The sequence below is a fragment of the Hyphomicrobium album genome (assembly GCF_009708035.1).
GTDB classification, from domain to species: domain Bacteria; phylum Pseudomonadota; class Alphaproteobacteria; order Rhizobiales; family Hyphomicrobiaceae; genus Hyphomicrobium_A; species Hyphomicrobium_A album.
Window position 1 is genome coordinate 1078741 of record NZ_WMBQ01000002.1, and the last position, 14910, is coordinate 1093650.

Here is a 14910-nt window from a genome sequence, read left to right on the forward strand (position 1 = left end):
CGTCAGCCGTCGCTTTTGGCGACTTCGAGATTTGGCGCACCGCGCTTAGCGAGATGATCGAGCGCCGCGCGCAACCTGCCGCCGACGCCGTCGAGTGCCGACTGGGCCTCGCTGAGCTGATAGCCCTGCAGCAGAAGCACGGCGAGCTTGACGCTGCCGTCGGCCTGGCGAAGCGCTTCACGCACGGGCTCTTCGCTCTGGCCGGTGAGGTGCGCCACCATTCTTTCCCGGCGGAGAGCGAGCTTGGCGTTGCAAGCCTGCACTTCGACCATCATGCCGCGATAGATGCGGCCGAGGCGGATCATTACCAGGGTGGAAAGCAAGTTGAGCGTGATCCGCTGGGCGGTGCCGGCGTTCATGCGCGTCGACCCGGCGATTGGCTCGGGCCCAGTGGCAAGGTAGATCGGGTGGTCGGCGCCAGTGAGGAGCGGGGTGTCGGGATTGTTGGCGATGCCGACCGTCAAGGCACCGCGGCGGCCGGCTTCCAGGAGGCAAGTGAGCGTGAAGGGCGTCGTTCCGCTCGCCGCCACACCGATCAACACGTCGTCCCGGCCGATGTCGTGCTCGGCAATGAGTTCGGTGGCGCGCGCAATATCGTCCTCGGCGCCCTCGATCGCCTGCGTCATGGCGGCGTCGCCGCCGGCAAGCAGCAGCAAAAGCCGCTCCGCCGGCCAACTGAACGTCGGCATCAGCTCGGCGCCATCTTGAACGGCGAGGCGCCCCGACGTACCTGCTCCTACGTAGATAAGCCGCCCCTGCTTGCGCAGGCGGGCCTCGATGGCGAGCGCCGCCTGCTCGATTGCCGACCTCGCACCCCGCACGGCAGCGACCGAGGACAATTGCCCCTCGATCATCGCATCCAGGACGTCGGCCGGTGGCCAGAGGTCGATATCGGCGTAGCGCGGACTTAACTGTTCCGTATGCATGCGTGCAGGGTTGGCTCTGACTGGCTTGTGCCGCGTTTATAGTGACGCGCCTACATAACGTAGATGCTCGGGACCCTGCATCCAATGGCGGTAACGGCGTTACTTCTTGGTGTCGATGGCGGTGGAACCGGCTGCCGCGCCCGTTTGACCGATCTCGAGGGTCAGGTTTGGGGCGAGGGCGCAGCGGGGCCGGCCAACATCCGCTTTGGGCTCAAGGAGAGCTTTGCGTCGGTCATGCGGGCGACCGACGCTTGCCTCGAGCAGGCAGGGCTGTCGCTGGCCGATACCGATATCGTCGCCTGCCTGGCGCTGGCGGGGGCGAGCGAGCCGACCCACCTTGCGGCGGCGCGCACATACAACCTGCCGTTTTCTCATACGTTGATCACCACGGATGCGCATGCCGCCTGCATCGGTGCGCATGGTGGCCGCAACGGCGGGATCATCATCGTCGGCACGGGTAGCGTCGGCTGGGGCATCGTGGCGGGCCGCGAACATCGCGTTGGCGGCTGGGGCTTCCCGGTGTCGGACGAGGGCAGCGGCGCGTGGATCGGCTGCGAGGCGGCGCGCCGGGTCCTGTGGGCCTATGACGGCCGCATTCCCTGGACGGGACTGCTGAAGAGGATCCTGGCGCGCTTTGACGGCGATCCGCACGCGATCGTGCGCTGGATGGGGCAGGCGCAGCCGCGCGATTTCGGCGTGCTCGCGCCGCTGGTCGTCGAGTATTCTGCGCGCGACGACGCCGTGGCGTGCGAGTTGATGCGCGGTGCGGCGAACCATATCGATGGAATGGCATCACGGTTGGCGGCGTTGGGAGTGACACGACTGGCGCTATCGGGCGGCCTGGCGGCGAGCATGGAAAGGTGGCTCTCGCCGCAGACGCGCGAGCGGCTCGTAACGCCGGAAGGCGACGCCCTGAGCGGCGCGCTGCAGTTGGCGCGGCTCGAGGCCAAGGCGATGGCGCAGTCGCTGCTCGCGGCGCAGAATGGATGAAAGCAGCCGGGCTGAATATGAGCGGCGTTGAAGTGAAAATGGCGCAGGAGCTGAGCGAGGCTCCGCTGGCGGTTGTGCGCCAGGAGCAGAGCATGGCCGCGCCGCTGGCAGAACTCGTCGCGCGCCTGCGCAAGCGCCCGCCGCAGGTCGTTGTCACGTGCGCTCGCGGCAGCTCCGCCCATGCAGCCGCCTTTGCCAAGCATCTGATCGAGCGCTATGTCGGCCTGCCGGTCGCGCCGGCGGCGCCGAGCATCGCCAGCATCTACGGCGGCGCCTTGCAGCTCAACAACCAGCTCGTGCTCGCCATCTCCCAATCGGGACGCAGCGACGATCTCTTGGCGTTGACCGAAAGCGCCAAGCGGACCGGCGCACTGTGCGTCGCCGTGGTCAATGCTACGGACTCTCCCCTCGCCAAGATGTGCGACATCGTCATTCCCATTTGCGCGGGGCCGGAACTTAGCGTGGCGGCGACGAAAACGTTCATCGCTACGGCGGCCGCGCTAGCGCGGCTGACGGCGCACTGGGCAGACGATGCTGAGCTCGCCGCCGCCATCGGCCGCTTGCCGTCGCGGCTTGCCGACGCCGCCATGTTGGACTGGAGCGCCGCCGTATCTGCGTTGAGCGACGCGAAAAGCCTCGTCACCATCGGCCGCGGATCGACGCTCGCGATCGCCCGGGAAGCAGCCCTCAAGCTCAAGGAGACGTGCAATCTGCACGCTGAAGCGTTCAGCGGCGCGGAGTTCCTGCACGGCCCGGTATCGCTCGTCTCCGATCGCTATCCCGTGCTCATGTTCATGCCGACCGATGCCGCCGCCCCTGGCATGCGCCAGCTCGCCGGCGAGCTCCGCGGCAAAGGCACTGCGCTCTTCGTTGCCGAGCCGGGCGTTGCTACGGCGACGCGCCTGCCGGCATTGCCGCCGGACCAGCCGGAGGCGGACGCCATCTGCCTCATCCAGAGCTTTTACGCGATGGTCGTGCAACTGGCGGCGCGGCTCGACATCGACGTCGACCGCCCGCGCCACCTCAGCAAAGTGACGAGCACGCTATGACCGGAATGCCCTACCACGCCATCGCCGCGCGCAACGTGTTCGACGGGATCAGCGTCTTGAACGACCACGCGGTCATCGTCGACGGTTGCCATATCGTCGATGTGGTACCGCGCGCCAGCGTGCCGGAGTCGATGCCGGTTCACGCCCTGAGGGGAGACGCTTGGCTCGCGCCGGGCTTCATAGATGTGCAGGTGAACGGCGGCGGCGATGTGCTGTTCAACGACACGCCGACATCGGCTGGCATTCTGGCGATCGCGGCAGCGCACCGGCGCTTTGGGACGACGGGACTGTTGCCGACGCTCATCAGCGATACGCCGGACAAGATGCGCACGGCGATGGCAGCGGCCCAATCGGCTGCAAGCGAGAATCCCGCCGTGCTCGGCATTCACTTCGAGGGGCCGTTCCTGTCACCCGACAAGCCGGGCGTGCATGACCAAGAGATGTTCCGTGCGCCGACCCCGAGCGACCTCGAGCTGTTGACGAGCTGGCCATCCGGCAATGTTCTCGTGACACTGGCGCCTGAGCGTGTGCCGCTCGATTTCATCCGCGAGCTGTCGCTCGCTGGCGTCCGCGTCTCGCTCGGTCATTCGATGGCGACCTATGAGCAGACGCAGGAGGCGCTCGCCGCCGGCCTCACCGGCTTCACGCATCTCTATAATGCCATGCGACCGCTCGGCAGCCGCGATCCCGGACCCATCGCTGCGGCGCTCGAGGCGCCCGCGGCCTGGTTCGGCATGATCGTCGACGGCGCGCACGTGACGCCGGAGATGCTTCGGCTTGCGCTGCGCGGGGCGGCGCATCCGATGCTCGTCACCGACGCCATGCCGCCGGTCGGCGGCACCAAGCAGACCTTCACGCTCTACGGCCAGGAGATCAGCGTGCGTGATGGGCGCTGCATGCGCGCTGACGGGACTTTGGCGGGCGCCGCCATCGACATGGCGAGCAGCGTGCGCAACGCGGTGCGCGACTTGCACTTGCCGCTCACCTCGGCGCTTTGCTTCGCCTCGACTGAGCCAGCTGAGTTTCTCGGGCTCGGAACCGTGCTCGGGCGTTTGGCGCCGGGCTTCCGCGCCGACATGGTCGCGTTCGATGCACCCGATATTCGCATCCTCGATACGTGGATCGCGGGTGTGCCGGCGGCGGCGCACACGCACGTGGCGGCGGACGCCTAGCCCGACCGAGCCTTGCCGCCGGGCGCTAGATCCCTCTCCCAGCCGAACACCGAGCGGCCATCGAGATCGGGTGAGCGCTGACGCTCGCCGGCGATGAATGCGTCAAGCGACGGACCGCCCGCGGTGCGCTCGAGCTTGCGTGCTTGGGCGTCGAGGCGCTTCAGCGTCTCAATCTGCTCATCGCGTCCGAGCTTCGCGTTCTCGACGGCCGACTTCAGGACGCGGATAGTCTCGTCATAGACCTTGATCGGCACGGGGTACGGATGCCGGTCCTTGCCGCCGTGCGCCAGCGAGAAGCGTGCCGGGTCCTCGAAGCGGTAGGGCGCGCCGTGTACGACCTCGGCCACCATGGCGAGCGATTGCACGGTGCGTGCGCCGACACCCGGTGTGAGCAGAAGCTCGGGGAAATCGACAGGCCCTCGATCGGCCGCGGCGGCGAGGGTGCCGTGCAGTCGCCGGGTGAAGACATCGGACGCACGCACGTCATGATGCGCCGGCATGACGAGATGCGGCAGCGTCGGCTGCGCCGACGGCTCATGCACCAGAGCCGCGTACTCACCGACGATGCGGTCCGGACCGAGATCCGAGAGCAGCTCGAGCTGCGCCGACCGCGACGGTGCCGCCCGCTTGTCCGTAAGGTTGACGATGTTGCCTTGGCTCGGGCCGTCGATGGCGCTGTGCGGCGCGTCGACGAAGTCGCGCACCTCGCCGGAATGCCAGTGGTAGCGTCGCGCATACCGCGACTCTCCGTTCATGCCCTGCTGCACGACGGTCCACTGCCCGTCGTCGGTGACGAAGAAGCCGTGCAGGTAGAGGTCGAAGCCGTCCTGCACCGCGGCGCTGTCGACTTTGGCGACGAGGCGGCTGGCGCGCGTCAACGACGGCGCGTTGAAGCCGACGCGCTCGCCAAGGGCGGTGAGCTCGTCGGGCGTCTTGCGCGAATGCTTGCCGCGACCGCCGCACACGTGGATGCCGAGCTCTCCAGACAATGGTGCCAGCCCGCGCTTCAAGGCGCCGATGACGCTGGTGGTAACGCCGGAGGAGTGCCAGTCCATCCCCATGACGGCGCCGAACGATTGGAACCAGAAGGGATGCGCCAGGCGCCGCAGGAATTCTTCGCGGCCGTAGTGATGGACGATCGCTTGCGTGACGATGGCGCCGAGCGTTGCCATGCGTGATGCCAGCCAAGCCGGCACGCGCCCGTTGTGCAGGGGTAGGTCAGCGCTGCCGGTGCGGCGTGCCATCGACAAAACTTTGCCCTTCTGACGATTCGGTAAGTCTAGCAGATGAGGTGTCGGCGCGAGGCATCCCGGAGAAGGAACCCCGAAAGGTGGCAGCGGGTTAGCGGCTTATCTCAACAGGAGTGCGTGCGATGCCACGTGGCGAAAAATCGAAGTACACCGGCAAGCAGGAGCGCAAGGCCGACCACATCGCCGAAGGCTACGAGAAGCGCGGTGTCGGCAAGAAGGAAGCCGAGCGCCGTGCCTGGGCGACGGTCAACAAGGACGACGGCGGCGGCAAAAACCCAGGCGGCTCGGGGCGGGGCAAGCGGACCGGGCGTCCGGCAGCGCACAAGGGCGGGCGTCTCGGCGGCAAAGCGTCGGCCGCGCGGCCCGCTGCGGCGCGCTCGGTGTCGGCCAGGAAGGCGGCGGCCACCCGCAAGCGCCGCGGACACTGACCGCAACACCGTTTAGGGTCGACGTCCTTGGGGCGCGCCTACATATACTGCGCGTTCGCCTGTAACGTGGAGGGTGTGCGCCATGGCAGCGCCGATGACGGTCTCGATCCCCCATTCGCTCGGCCGCGCCGAGGCGCTGCGCCGTCTCAAGTCCGGCCTCGAAGGACTGCCGCAGGCGGGCATCGTGACGGTCGAGCAGCAGGCGTGGGCCGACAACAAGATGACATTCGTGGTGCGTGCGCTGGGCCAGTCGGTGCCGGGCTCGCTCGAAGTTCTCGACGATGCGGTGCGACTCGAGGTGACGCTGCCGGCGCTCCTGCAGAAGCTGTGGGAGCCGCTGAAGACGGTCCTACTCGGGCGCACCAAGGTTCTGCTCGAGAAGAAGTAAGCGCGCTACTTGCCGCCGTAGCCGGTGCTGCCGCCGCCCATTCCGCCCATGCCGCGGCCACCGCCGCCGTAGCCGCCCGGCCGGTAGCCGCCGCCCATGCCACCGCGGATGATGATGTCCATTCCGCGCGCGCCGCCCTCACCATAATCCTCCTGCGGCTCCTCATACTTCTTGCGCTTCACGACCTTGCGCGGCGGCTCGTAGTTGTCATCGTTCGAGGCCTGGCGCTTCGACTTTTTCTTCGGCTTGTCGTCGTTGTCGTCGGCCTTCTGGATCTTCGGCTTCTCCGTATTTGCGCAAGCCTTGGGCTCGGATTCCGGGAAGGCGGCCTCGATCACGCCGTCGCGCGTCGTCGTCGGCAGCGGCTCGATTTGCGGCGTGGTGGCGACGAACGGGAAGGCGACATCGAAATCGGCGGCGTCGCGGCCCGGCATGTCCTTCCAGTTGACCGGCTTGCTGACCGTTCCGGTCTCGTCGATGCGGATGAGCTGTCCCGGACGGTCGAGGACATGACAGACGTTCTTCGACGACGTCACCTCGATGCCACCTTCGTGCAGCAACAGCCAGGCGCTGTCGTCGGGCAGCACGAAGGCATCGAAGATGGTGCCGCGCACGGTGATCGACGCATTGGGGGTGCGGATCTGGTAGGTGGGCTTGGACGCCACACCGGTGATGAAGCGGAAGGCGCCCTTCGTTAGATCGAGAACGATGGAGCCAGCTTTTTTGTCGCTGTCGTAGACGAACTTGTCGAGCACCATGCGCGACCCGGGACCGAGCGCCAGCTTGGTGTCGTCGTTGAGCCGGAACTCGCCCTTGCCGTCGTCGCTCACCTCGATCACCTCGTCCTGACGAACGACGTCGCCGATCGTCAGCTCGCGCTCCTGCTTATCGAAGTCGGCCTTGACGATGCTGATGATGGTGCGCGCGTCCCCGATCTCGTCGCCCGAGCCGGCGCGCGCCGGGGTGGCATGCAGCACGAGGGCCGTCACTGCGGCCGAGGCGATGGCGCGTATGGCGAGTAGCTGCAGCGCAGCCATGGAAGTCTCCGCAAGTCTATGCTGCCTCAGGCTATATCAGTCCGCGGACAGTCCAAACAGGGCGTTCCTATCCCCTTACTAAATGGAGATGGTGACGAGGTTATGGACCTACCAGTGCAGCATCGAGAACACCTAACAGAACGGAACCGAAGGCGCGGCAGGGGGTTAGAGCCCTCGTTCGATCGGAAAGGCCGGCATGCCTCGCTATTTCTTCCACGTCAGATCGCAGACCGGACTCGAGGTCGACCCGACCGGGGTCGAGTTCGACAGCCTCGACGACGCCATCGCCGATGCCCGCAAGGCCGGCGCCGAGATGCTGCTTGACCAGGCGGTCGAGGAGGTTCGCGCCCGGCCGCAGGCCTCGTTCGAAATCGCCGACGCCTCCGGGGAAGTGGTGGCCAAGGTGCCCTTCAGCGGCTGAGGGGAACCGATTGCGACGGCAGGCCGTTGCGTTTGGTTATCGTTGGCAAGGAGCCATTCCAGTGCTGCGCATCAACATTTCCCCGCCACGACCGGCTTCGTGACGACCATTGTGCTCACGTGTGCGTTTGCAGTGCTCGCCGCGGCCATGTGGGTGCCGCGCGGGGACGTGGCGGTTGCCACTGGCGACGAGGGCTCGTCGGCCCCTGCCACGGCCCTGCCTCTCCGACAGGCTGTCCGCTAGCGCAACATGCTCCGGGCTCATGCCGCCTCGATGCGCGCCTCGAGCAGTCGGTCGAGAGCATCGAAGTCCACCGGCGGCAGGGCTTCGAAGGCAGGCCTGGCGAACAGGTAGCCCTGCATCAGCGTGATGCCGAGGTGGCGCAAGACCAGCGCCTCGCGGGCCTCTTCGACGCCTTCGGCGATAACGCGGATGCCGAGCAGCTGGCCGACGGCGGCCAGCGCACCGACGATGGTCTGCCGCGCGCGATCCCTATCGATGCCGCGGATCAGCGCCATGTCGATCTTGACGATGTCGGGCTGGAAGTCGGCCAGCAGGTTGAGACCGGCGTAGCCGGCGCCGAAGTCGTCGATAGCCGTCTTGAAGCCCTGGGCGCGGTAGGTGGCAAAGATCTGCTTCAAGTAGGCGGCATCTTCAACGCGCTCGTCTTCCGTCGTCTCGAAGATGATGCGCTCCACCGGGAAGCCGGTGCGAAGCGCCGCCTCCAGAGTTGTCCGCAGGCAGCGCGAGGGCTCGTAGACCGCGTTGGGCATGAAGTTGATGCTGAGCATGGATGTCATGCCGAGGGCCGCTGCCATCTCCACGGCGCGGACGCGGCAAAGCTGATCGAAGGCGTAGCGGTTCTCGTCGTTGACGCGCCGCAGCATGTCGGCGGCGGGCGCTCCGTCGATACCGCGCACCAGCGCCTCGTGGGCAAAGACCGAACGATCGGCGACGTCGACGATCGGCTGAAAGGCCATCGAGATGTCGAGGTCGAGATGCGCGCCGGTGCAGCCTTGGCAGCCGAAATCGAGCTCTGAGGTCATGCGCTCCTCCAGGTTGCGGAAAGGCTAGGCGCAAAAACCTTACCGGGCGGTGAGGCCTTGTAGGATTTTGAGCATTTGGCGCTGCAACTCACTCAAGCGCGCGGCTCGTTAGCGTGCCGGCGTCAGCTCCGCGCGGATCTCGATGTCGACGGCTTCGCCGACCAAGAACGCGTAGGCGGTCATGTTGAAGTCGTTGCGGTTGATGCGCGTCTTGGCGCGAAACTGGCGGGCTCCGCCGGGACCGGGCGGTGTCAATGCCGAGTGCAGCACGATGGTGCGCGTGACGCCCTTGACGGTGATGTCACCGGTGATGTCGGCGCTCGTCGCGCTCTTCGCGCGCACGCTGCGGCTCTTGAAGCGCATCTGCGGGTAGCGGCCGACGTCAAAGAAATCTGCGCCGCGCAACTGGGCTTGGTAGTCGCCGGCGCGGAGCGTGCGCGTGTCGATGAGGGCATCGACGGTGGTTTGCGTCTGGTCGGCGTCGTTGATGTTGGAAATGCCGGTGACGGAGGTGAAGCGGCCGGTGCCCGTCGAGATCGGCATGCTGTAGGAGAAGAGCACCTCAGACTTCTTCGGGTCGATGGTGTAGGCGACGGCCTGAGCGAAGGCGGGCGCAAACGACAGCCAGCAGGCGCCGGCGACGACGGCAATTCGGGTGGCGACAAGCATGCCAATCCCCTGCAATCGAGCCATAAAAGCGTGGACCCTGGCCGATTCGTCTAGCACGGGCGTTGCCTCTGTGACACACGTGACGGATTAATGGTGAGCGCGGCTTTGAGAGGCCATGCACCCGCCCAATATTGAAGCCACACTCGCCAAGTGATTTGCCGGAAGGAGTGAACCGATGCGATCTGCGCCGACCGTTGCCGCCCTTATGCTGGCCGCCTCGCTGCTGGCATCTCCGGCAGTGGCGTTCGACGTGCAGCACGGCGGCGGCGCGCCGGCGTCCGGCGGCTCGGCCAACTTGGCGCCCGATGCGACGTCGGTACCGGGCGTCAGCATCGATTCCGACCTGCGTGCGCAGCTCGGCCTCTCCGAGCAGAAGGCGGCCGCCGAGAGCAAGTCCGGCCTGCAGTTCAGCACCGGCGCGTTCGGCGCAGCCGGCATGCGCAATCCGACGGCGCTGGGCTACGACGAGAGCCCGTGGGTCGCGCCGCGCACCCGCGCCGGCCGCGACTGATCCCTCGCCTCCGCATCTACCTCGGATCCTGGAGCTCGCCGCGTAGCGGCGGCTAGCGACCGTCCATTCGCGCTGGGTTCCTGCATCGTCGCGAACTAATCCCCACGCACTTGTCCGCACGTGTGCTCACCCTGACCGCTGCCCCGCACGCTGGCCAAAGCAACTGAAGAAAAATCACAAGCGCGTATGCCTTGGTCCGCTATGGGCCAAAAGCTGACGTGCGTTATCCTGTTTGCCTCACCCAGGGACAGCACGCTCGCTATCAGAATATTTCGCGGGAAACCCACATTTCAATTCACGGGCAGTCCACAGCAACCTTTAGAAACTGGACAGGCAGTTCACGGTCGTACCGCTCGGCACTATCTAGATCTTTCTTGCGTAAACAACGCGGTTGTCACCCTCCGCATTCTTGTGCCAAAGCGGCGCCTCAAACGCGCACGAACGACTTAGCAAGGCGGCGATTTGGCGGTCTTGCCCAAGCCCAAATTCGAAAGCGAGCCAGCCGCCAGTCTTGAGATAAGTCACTGATTCATTGATCAGGCGGATATGCAGGGTGACGCCGTAAGGCCCGCCATCGAACGCTTCGCGAGGTTCGCCGTCCAGTAGATGCGCGCGGTCTCCGCTCAAGAGCCGAGATGTCGAAATGTACGGCGGATTGCAGACGATGAGATCGACTTGTCGCTCGAGACCAGTCCCCTGTAGCGGGACGAACATGTCTCCCTGCAGGGCGACGATGCGCTTCTCCAATCCGAGTCGCAGCACGTTGTGACGCGTAGTGATGATGGCATCGCCGCTGAGGTCACATGCCCGGACGCAGGCGTCGGCGCAATGCGTTGCAAGAGCGATTGCCAAGTTGCCCGACCCGCAGCACATATCGACGCAAACAGGGGCTGGTTCGATTTCGTCGAGCAGCTGGCGCGCCGCGCGGCCAAGGAGCTCGGTCTCCATTCTCGGACGGAGAACGTCGCCGTGAATTTCGAGATCAATGCCTAGGAACCGGACGGAATTGTTGGTCTCAGGCTCAGTCTGACCAAACAACTCCATACAATTTCCCCCACCTTGAATAGCCTCGGCGCACAACGAACACGACTGTCGAGGCGCCGCAACGAACAGGCCCGACGATGGTTGAAATGACGTTTAAGTGCCGTGCTCAGCATGCTCGTTGACTACCTGCACGTGGCAATTGCCAGTGTTGCGACGGGAGAACGTACAGATGCTTCGAGAGAAAGTGGCGCGTTTCATACTGGCTCTCTCTCTGTGATGGGAACGTCGCGACTGAGTAGCGGCAGCAACCCTGCCAGCCGCTAACATCCACAAATTGTATACTCTCGCATTGAACATGGGAGGTGATGGCGGTGTCGCTGATGGCAGTGGCTTCTGCGGTACATCGTGATCAAGCAACCCCAGGATCTGACGGGCATGCGCTGAAAAAATATTTTTCGATGGTCAGTCCGCTTCGGGCGTGGCGGCGGCGCCCGGCCCTCGACGAGCGCCGCCGCAGGCATGCCGTGAGGGACCCCGCTGAGTCTCACGGCAAACTGTCTTTGATTGTCAGGCTATGGCGGTAGTCCGCAGCTTGCGGCGCAAGTTCTTAAATTGGCCGCCCCGCACGAACGTCGGCTCATACGCCGCGCGTTCGGGTGTCAGGAAGACCCGGGCAATCCCGAGTGAGTTCATTTCCGCGCACAGTTGCTGGGTACTGTCGTCCAGGTTGGCGGCGATGAAAGCACTGTCGATCTGCTTCTGGTGAACCAGGAGGGATGCGCCGGCGACACTGACAACATGCACGGTTGCGCCGGACTCAACGAGACGTGCGCGCAGGTCAGAGACATCCGGCGTTTCGCCGACGATCAGAATTGTGGAGCCTTTGAGATTTAGCATGGTGGGTACCCTTGGGGCGCGATGCGGTCGCGTTCCGTAGGAGCGAGCATGAGGCCCGCAGTCCCATCGACAGCCACCCAAGTGAGCGCAGCAGGTGACTGACAGAATGCAGCCGCGCAATCCGTACACTAGACCAACTCTAGTGCATGTTGCGATGCGAGATTTTGTGTCGTGGTCAGCAGGTGTTTAACGGAAGACGCCACCGGATGCCGCACGACTGCTGCCGGCCTCGCCGGGATCCCATGTCCGCTAATGGGCCATGAGCGGAAAGTCGACCGTCATCTCGTTCTGAGATGCCACCGCTTTCCGGACGAGGCAGCCCAAGCATCGGGGGTCAATGCCCAATCAATCCCTTGCCAACCTCGGACTTTCATCCATTCGGGGCCATCGCGGCGGTCGATGATCATCGCCCGAACCATCGAGCAAGCCTTTCCACACGGCTGTTGCCACTGGCGGTGTCACCGATGATCGATTTTAGACTGAGAGTGTGAAAGACGTATCGCGCGGCAGCAGGGAGCGGCAGCATGGCGGCGACGGAAACCTGGAATGGCGACTACCTCTGGCGCCAGTTCGAAGCAGCGCTGCTCAACCCGATCCGGGCCTTCCGGCCCCGCTACCTGCCGCTGTTGATGGTTTACTTCGCATACGGCGCCCTCGGCCTCATCGCGGTTGCCGAAAGCTTCTGGATCAAGAAGGCGCTGACGCTCAGCCCCGTGCAGCTCGCCGAGCTCGCAGTTTGGACGACGCTGCCGTGGACCGTGAAGATGGTATTCGGCGAGCTGGTCGACAGCGTGCCGATCCTCGGCTCGCAGCGGCGCGTCTACGTTTTTATCGGAGCGGGGTTCATTGCTACGGGCTTGTTGTTGCTCGCCGGTGCAGCCGGTGGCTGGCTGAGCTTCGCAAGCCCGGAAAATCTCTATCGCCTCGGCGCAGTGATCAGCGTGCTCGGCGTCGTGATCCAGGACGTGGTCGCCGATGCCATGAGCACCGAGGTCGTAGACCGGGAGAACCCGGACGGCACGCCGCGGCCGAAGGAGGATGTCGACCGCGACCTCGGCATGGTGCAGGTGCTCGGACGGCTCGCGCTGTCGGCTGGCATTTTCGCGGTTGCCGGCGTCGCTGGATGGATCGCCAGCGTCTACACCTACGAGACCGTATTCCTTGTCGGACTGATCATCCCGCTCATCTCCATGAGCGGCGCCCTGCTCATTCGGCTGCGTCCGGTGGAGCGGCGTCCCATCGATTGGCGCATCCTCGGTGGCGGCATTGTCTTCGGCGTGTTCGTCGTCGCCGCGGCGCTGACCGGAATGCCCTACAATCAGGAGGTCGTTTTCATCGTCTCGATGGTCGTGGTGTGCGCCATGCTGTGGCGCATCGTCGGCGGCCTCGACCTCGAGACGCAGAAGGTGATCTTCTATGCGGCCCTGATCATTTTCGCCTATCGCGCCATGCCGCTCGCCGGCCAGGGCTACACGTGGTTCACGATCGACGTCTTGGGCTTCGACGAGGCGTTCCAAGGCGTGCTGGCGCAGATCGGGGCGGCGCTCGCGCTCGCCGGCATGTGGCTGTTCTCCGATGCGATCACGCGGCGTCCGGTGGCGCAGGTGCTGTTGTGGCTGACGGTGATCACGACCATCCTGTCGATCCCCGCGTTCGGGCTGACGCTCGGGCTCGCCAACTGGACCGAGCAGGTGTTCGGCTTCGGTGCGCGCACCATCGCCGTCATCGACACCGCGACGACGTCGCCCTTCGCCCAGCTCAGCATGATCCCATTGCTGACCCTGATCGCGATCTATGCCCCTGCGGGGCACCGGGCGACGTGGTTCGCACTGATGGCGTCGCTGATGAACCTCGCGCTCGTCGCGGGACAGCTGCAAACCAAGTATTTGAATGAAGTTTTTGTGGTCTCGCGCGGCAACTACGAGAACCTTCCATATATCGTCGGCATTTGTCTGATCGTCGGCCTCATCGTGCCGCTGGCAGCGATTTTCGCCGTCGGGCGCCGGTTGCAGTAGCCGCGTCAATCGTCGCCTAAGCTTTGCCGACGACACTCCCCGCGAACACAAGGATGGGAGGCTAAGCATGAAACCGACAGTCACGTGGATCCTGGTTGCCGACGGTGCGCACGCCCGCCTGCTCGCCAACCGCGGACCGGGCAAGGGCGTCGAGCAGCTCGAGGCGATCAATGGCGATCACCGGCCCGATAGCGAGCTGGTGCGCGACGGCCTCGGCCGCTCATTCGAATCTTCGGGCTCGGCGGGCGACATGCGCCACGCCATCGAACCGCGCGTCGATCCGCATCGGGAGCTGAAGCGCGACTTCGCCAAGCACCTCGCCAAAATGCTGGCCCAGGGCCTGGCTGACAAGTCCTACGACCGGCTGGTGCTTGTCGCGCCGCCCACGGCGCTGGGCGACCTGCGCGCCTCGCTGTCCGAACCGGTGAAGCACGCCGTCTACGCCGAGCTCGACAAGGACCTGGTGAAGACGCCCACCGCGGAGCTGCCCCAGCACCTCGGCGCCGTCATGCCTGTCTGACCGCCGTTAAGTGTCATCTCGGGGGTCATGCCGGAGGCATGCTTTCAGCATGTCCCCGGGATCCAGCGAACCGCGCGCTCCGCCTCCAGCCGAACGATGGATCCCGGCAACGAGTGCCGGGATGACACTTTCACTTGCCGCGAGAGGACTGTGGCGCGTTGGCTCTTGAGGCCGGGCAACTTCGCCGCTAACGTCGCGGCCATGGTTTGGGGAGTAAAGCGTACGCATCGTCGGACGGCCGCGGCCTTGGCGCTGCTGGGCGTCGCGTTCTATGCGCTGCTCCTCCCCGGGCACCTTACGTCGCAGTTCTCCGCGCAGCTTTATCGCGCCGACGTCGGCATGTTCGCCGACTCGATGTGCTCGCCCGACGGCTCCAATCCGGCGCTGCCGGCGTCGAGCTGTCCGATCTGCAAGGGCCTCGCGGCTTTCCAGCTCGCCCTCGCGACGCCTGACACTGCATTGCTGCCGGTGATGCCGCACGCCTCGCCAGTCCTCACCATTGTGCAGGACGACGTCGCCGGCGTAGCCGTCCCCCATCCGCGCAGCCGCGGCCCCCCACCTCTCTACGCCTGAGAACGGATCGTCGGAGACGCGCCAGCTGCATGTA

At 65.4% G+C, this 14910-nt stretch carries 16 protein-coding genes and 1 pseudogene; 10 read left to right on the forward strand and 7 right to left on the reverse strand.

All coding sequences use genetic code 11. The annotated features are described in order from the left end of the window. Positions 1-2: 2 nt before the first annotated feature. Positions 3-929: pseudogene (locus GIW81_RS17365) on the reverse strand (N-acetylmuramic acid 6-phosphate etherase); the annotation flags it as partial. A 60-nt stretch (positions 930-989) separates the two neighbouring features. On the opposite strand from GIW81_RS17365, the gene GIW81_RS17370 reads away from it, so the two are divergent. Genes GIW81_RS17370 through nagA form a run of 3 tightly spaced genes read left to right on the forward strand, consistent with a single transcriptional unit; the run spans position 990 to position 4137 of the window. Beyond that, positions 990-1916 (forward strand): BadF/BadG/BcrA/BcrD ATPase family protein, encoded by a 927-nt coding sequence (locus GIW81_RS17370; RefSeq protein ID WP_154740573.1) that lies wholly within the window; start codon positions 990-992, stop codon positions 1914-1916. A gap of 17 nt (positions 1917-1933) precedes the next feature. Further along, on the forward strand, positions 1934-2965 hold the full coding sequence (locus GIW81_RS17375; protein WP_154740574.1) for an SIS domain-containing protein: 1032 nt from the start codon (positions 1934-1936) through the stop codon (positions 2963-2965). Further along, complete coding sequence (gene nagA / locus GIW81_RS17380; RefSeq protein ID WP_210251957.1) at positions 2962-4137, forward strand: N-acetylglucosamine-6-phosphate deacetylase; 1176 nt, start codon at positions 2962-2964, stop codon at positions 4135-4137. Before GIW81_RS17375 ends, nagA begins: the two co-directional genes overlap by 4 nt. On the opposite strand, the gene GIW81_RS17385 is transcribed toward nagA, so the two are convergent. After that, positions 4134-5381 carry a DUF763 domain-containing protein gene (locus GIW81_RS17385; protein ID WP_154740575.1) on the reverse strand — a complete coding sequence of 416 codons (1248 nt, stop codon included), beginning with the start codon at positions 5379-5381 and terminating at the stop codon, positions 4134-4136. The two genes, nagA and GIW81_RS17385, sit on opposite strands and share 4 nt — an antisense overlap. A 128-nt stretch (positions 5382-5509) precedes the next feature. On the opposite strand from GIW81_RS17385, the gene GIW81_RS17390 reads away from it, so the two are divergent. After that, positions 5510-5815, forward strand: a complete 306-nt coding sequence (locus GIW81_RS17390) for a plasmid stabilization protein (RefSeq protein ID WP_154740576.1) — start codon at positions 5510-5512, stop codon at positions 5813-5815. 82 nt (positions 5816-5897) lie between these two features. Further along, complete coding sequence (locus tag GIW81_RS17395) at positions 5898-6203, forward strand: polyhydroxyalkanoic acid system family protein (RefSeq protein WP_154740577.1); 306 nt, start codon at positions 5898-5900, stop codon at positions 6201-6203. 5 nt (positions 6204-6208) lie between these two features. On the opposite strand, the gene GIW81_RS17400 is transcribed toward GIW81_RS17395, so the two are convergent. Next, positions 6209-7240, reverse strand: coding sequence for a FecR family protein (locus tag GIW81_RS17400; RefSeq protein ID WP_154740578.1), 1032 nt, complete (start codon positions 7238-7240; stop codon positions 6209-6211). Between the two features lie 196 nt (positions 7241-7436). Here GIW81_RS17400 and GIW81_RS17405 point away from each other — a divergent pair, with 196 nt between their 5' ends. Beyond that, positions 7437-7661, forward strand: coding sequence for a DUF6894 family protein (locus tag GIW81_RS17405; protein WP_154740579.1), 225 nt, complete (start codon positions 7437-7439; stop codon positions 7659-7661). Between the two features lie 260 nt (positions 7662-7921). On the opposite strand, the gene GIW81_RS17410 is transcribed toward GIW81_RS17405, so the two are convergent. Both GIW81_RS17410 and GIW81_RS17415 read right to left on the reverse strand, forming a co-directional pair. Beyond that, positions 7922-8707 (reverse strand): EAL domain-containing protein, encoded by a 786-nt coding sequence (locus tag GIW81_RS17410; protein ID WP_154740580.1) that lies wholly within the window; start codon positions 8705-8707, stop codon positions 7922-7924. Positions 8708-8815: 108 nt separating this feature from the next. After that, positions 8816-9376 (reverse strand): YceI family protein, encoded by a 561-nt coding sequence (locus tag GIW81_RS17415; protein WP_195930642.1) that lies wholly within the window; start codon positions 9374-9376, stop codon positions 8816-8818. Positions 9377-9551: 175 nt separating this feature from the next. On the opposite strand from GIW81_RS17415, the gene GIW81_RS17420 reads away from it, so the two are divergent. Further along, positions 9552-9887, forward strand: coding sequence for a hypothetical protein (locus GIW81_RS17420; RefSeq protein ID WP_154740582.1), 336 nt, complete (start codon positions 9552-9554; stop codon positions 9885-9887). 363 nt (positions 9888-10250) lie between these two features. Here GIW81_RS17420 and GIW81_RS17425 read toward each other — a convergent pair whose 3' ends face one another. Together GIW81_RS17425 and GIW81_RS17430 are read right to left on the reverse strand one after the other, a co-directional pair. Then, complete coding sequence (locus GIW81_RS17425) at positions 10251-10931, reverse strand: N5-glutamine methyltransferase family protein (protein WP_154740583.1); 681 nt, start codon at positions 10929-10931, stop codon at positions 10251-10253. Between the two features lie 507 nt (positions 10932-11438). Beyond that, a complete protein-coding gene (locus GIW81_RS17430; RefSeq protein WP_154740584.1) occupies positions 11439-11768 on the reverse strand; it encodes a hypothetical protein in 330 nt (109 codons plus the stop codon). 524 nt (positions 11769-12292) lie between these two features. On the opposite strand from GIW81_RS17430, the gene GIW81_RS17435 reads away from it, so the two are divergent. From GIW81_RS17435 to GIW81_RS17445, 3 genes are all read left to right on the forward strand, one after another. Continuing rightward, complete coding sequence (locus GIW81_RS17435; RefSeq protein ID WP_154740585.1) at positions 12293-13783, forward strand: MFS transporter; 1491 nt, start codon at positions 12293-12295, stop codon at positions 13781-13783. A 67-nt stretch (positions 13784-13850) separates the two neighbouring features. Continuing rightward, complete coding sequence (locus GIW81_RS17440) at positions 13851-14303, forward strand: host attachment protein (RefSeq protein WP_154740586.1); 453 nt, start codon at positions 13851-13853, stop codon at positions 14301-14303. Between the two features lie 150 nt (positions 14304-14453). Then, on the forward strand, positions 14454-14876 hold the full coding sequence (locus GIW81_RS17445) for a DUF2946 domain-containing protein (RefSeq protein WP_154740587.1): 423 nt from the start codon (positions 14454-14456) through the stop codon (positions 14874-14876). The last annotated feature ends 34 nt before the right edge of the window (positions 14877-14910 follow it).

What these genes read in the sequence shown, in the direction of transcription:
- GIW81_RS17370 (WP_154740573.1), top strand. Translation starts at nt 990, where the DNA reads ATGCTCGGGACCCTGCATCCAATGGCGGTAACGGCGTTACTTCTTGGT.
- GIW81_RS17375 (WP_154740574.1), top strand. Translation starts at nt 1,934, where the DNA reads ATGAGCGGCGTTGAAGTGAAAATGGCGCAGGAGCTGAGCGAGGCTCCG.
- nagA (WP_210251957.1), top strand. Translation starts at nt 2,962, where the DNA reads ATGACCGGAATGCCCTACCACGCCATCGCCGCGCGCAACGTGTTCGAC.
- GIW81_RS17385 (WP_154740575.1), bottom strand. Translation starts at nt 5,381, where the DNA reads ATGGCACGCCGCACCGGCAGCGCTGACCTACCCCTGCACAACGGGCGC.
- GIW81_RS17390 (WP_154740576.1), top strand. Translation starts at nt 5,510, where the DNA reads ATGCCACGTGGCGAAAAATCGAAGTACACCGGCAAGCAGGAGCGCAAG.
- GIW81_RS17395 (WP_154740577.1), top strand. Translation starts at nt 5,898, where the DNA reads ATGGCAGCGCCGATGACGGTCTCGATCCCCCATTCGCTCGGCCGCGCC.
- GIW81_RS17400 (WP_154740578.1), bottom strand. Translation starts at nt 7,240, where the DNA reads ATGGCTGCGCTGCAGCTACTCGCCATACGCGCCATCGCCTCGGCCGCA.
- GIW81_RS17405 (WP_154740579.1), top strand. Translation starts at nt 7,437, where the DNA reads ATGCCTCGCTATTTCTTCCACGTCAGATCGCAGACCGGACTCGAGGTC.
- GIW81_RS17410 (WP_154740580.1), bottom strand. Translation starts at nt 8,707, where the DNA reads ATGACCTCAGAGCTCGATTTCGGCTGCCAAGGCTGCACCGGCGCGCAT.
- GIW81_RS17415 (WP_195930642.1), bottom strand. Translation starts at nt 9,376, where the DNA reads ATGCTTGTCGCCACCCGAATTGCCGTCGTCGCCGGCGCCTGCTGGCTG.
- GIW81_RS17420 (WP_154740582.1), top strand. Translation starts at nt 9,552, where the DNA reads ATGCGATCTGCGCCGACCGTTGCCGCCCTTATGCTGGCCGCCTCGCTG.
- GIW81_RS17425 (WP_154740583.1), bottom strand. Translation starts at nt 10,931, where the DNA reads ATGGAGTTGTTTGGTCAGACTGAGCCTGAGACCAACAATTCCGTCCGG.
- GIW81_RS17430 (WP_154740584.1), bottom strand. Translation starts at nt 11,768, where the DNA reads ATGCTAAATCTCAAAGGCTCCACAATTCTGATCGTCGGCGAAACGCCG.
- GIW81_RS17435 (WP_154740585.1), top strand. Translation starts at nt 12,293, where the DNA reads ATGGCGGCGACGGAAACCTGGAATGGCGACTACCTCTGGCGCCAGTTC.
- GIW81_RS17440 (WP_154740586.1), top strand. Translation starts at nt 13,851, where the DNA reads ATGAAACCGACAGTCACGTGGATCCTGGTTGCCGACGGTGCGCACGCC.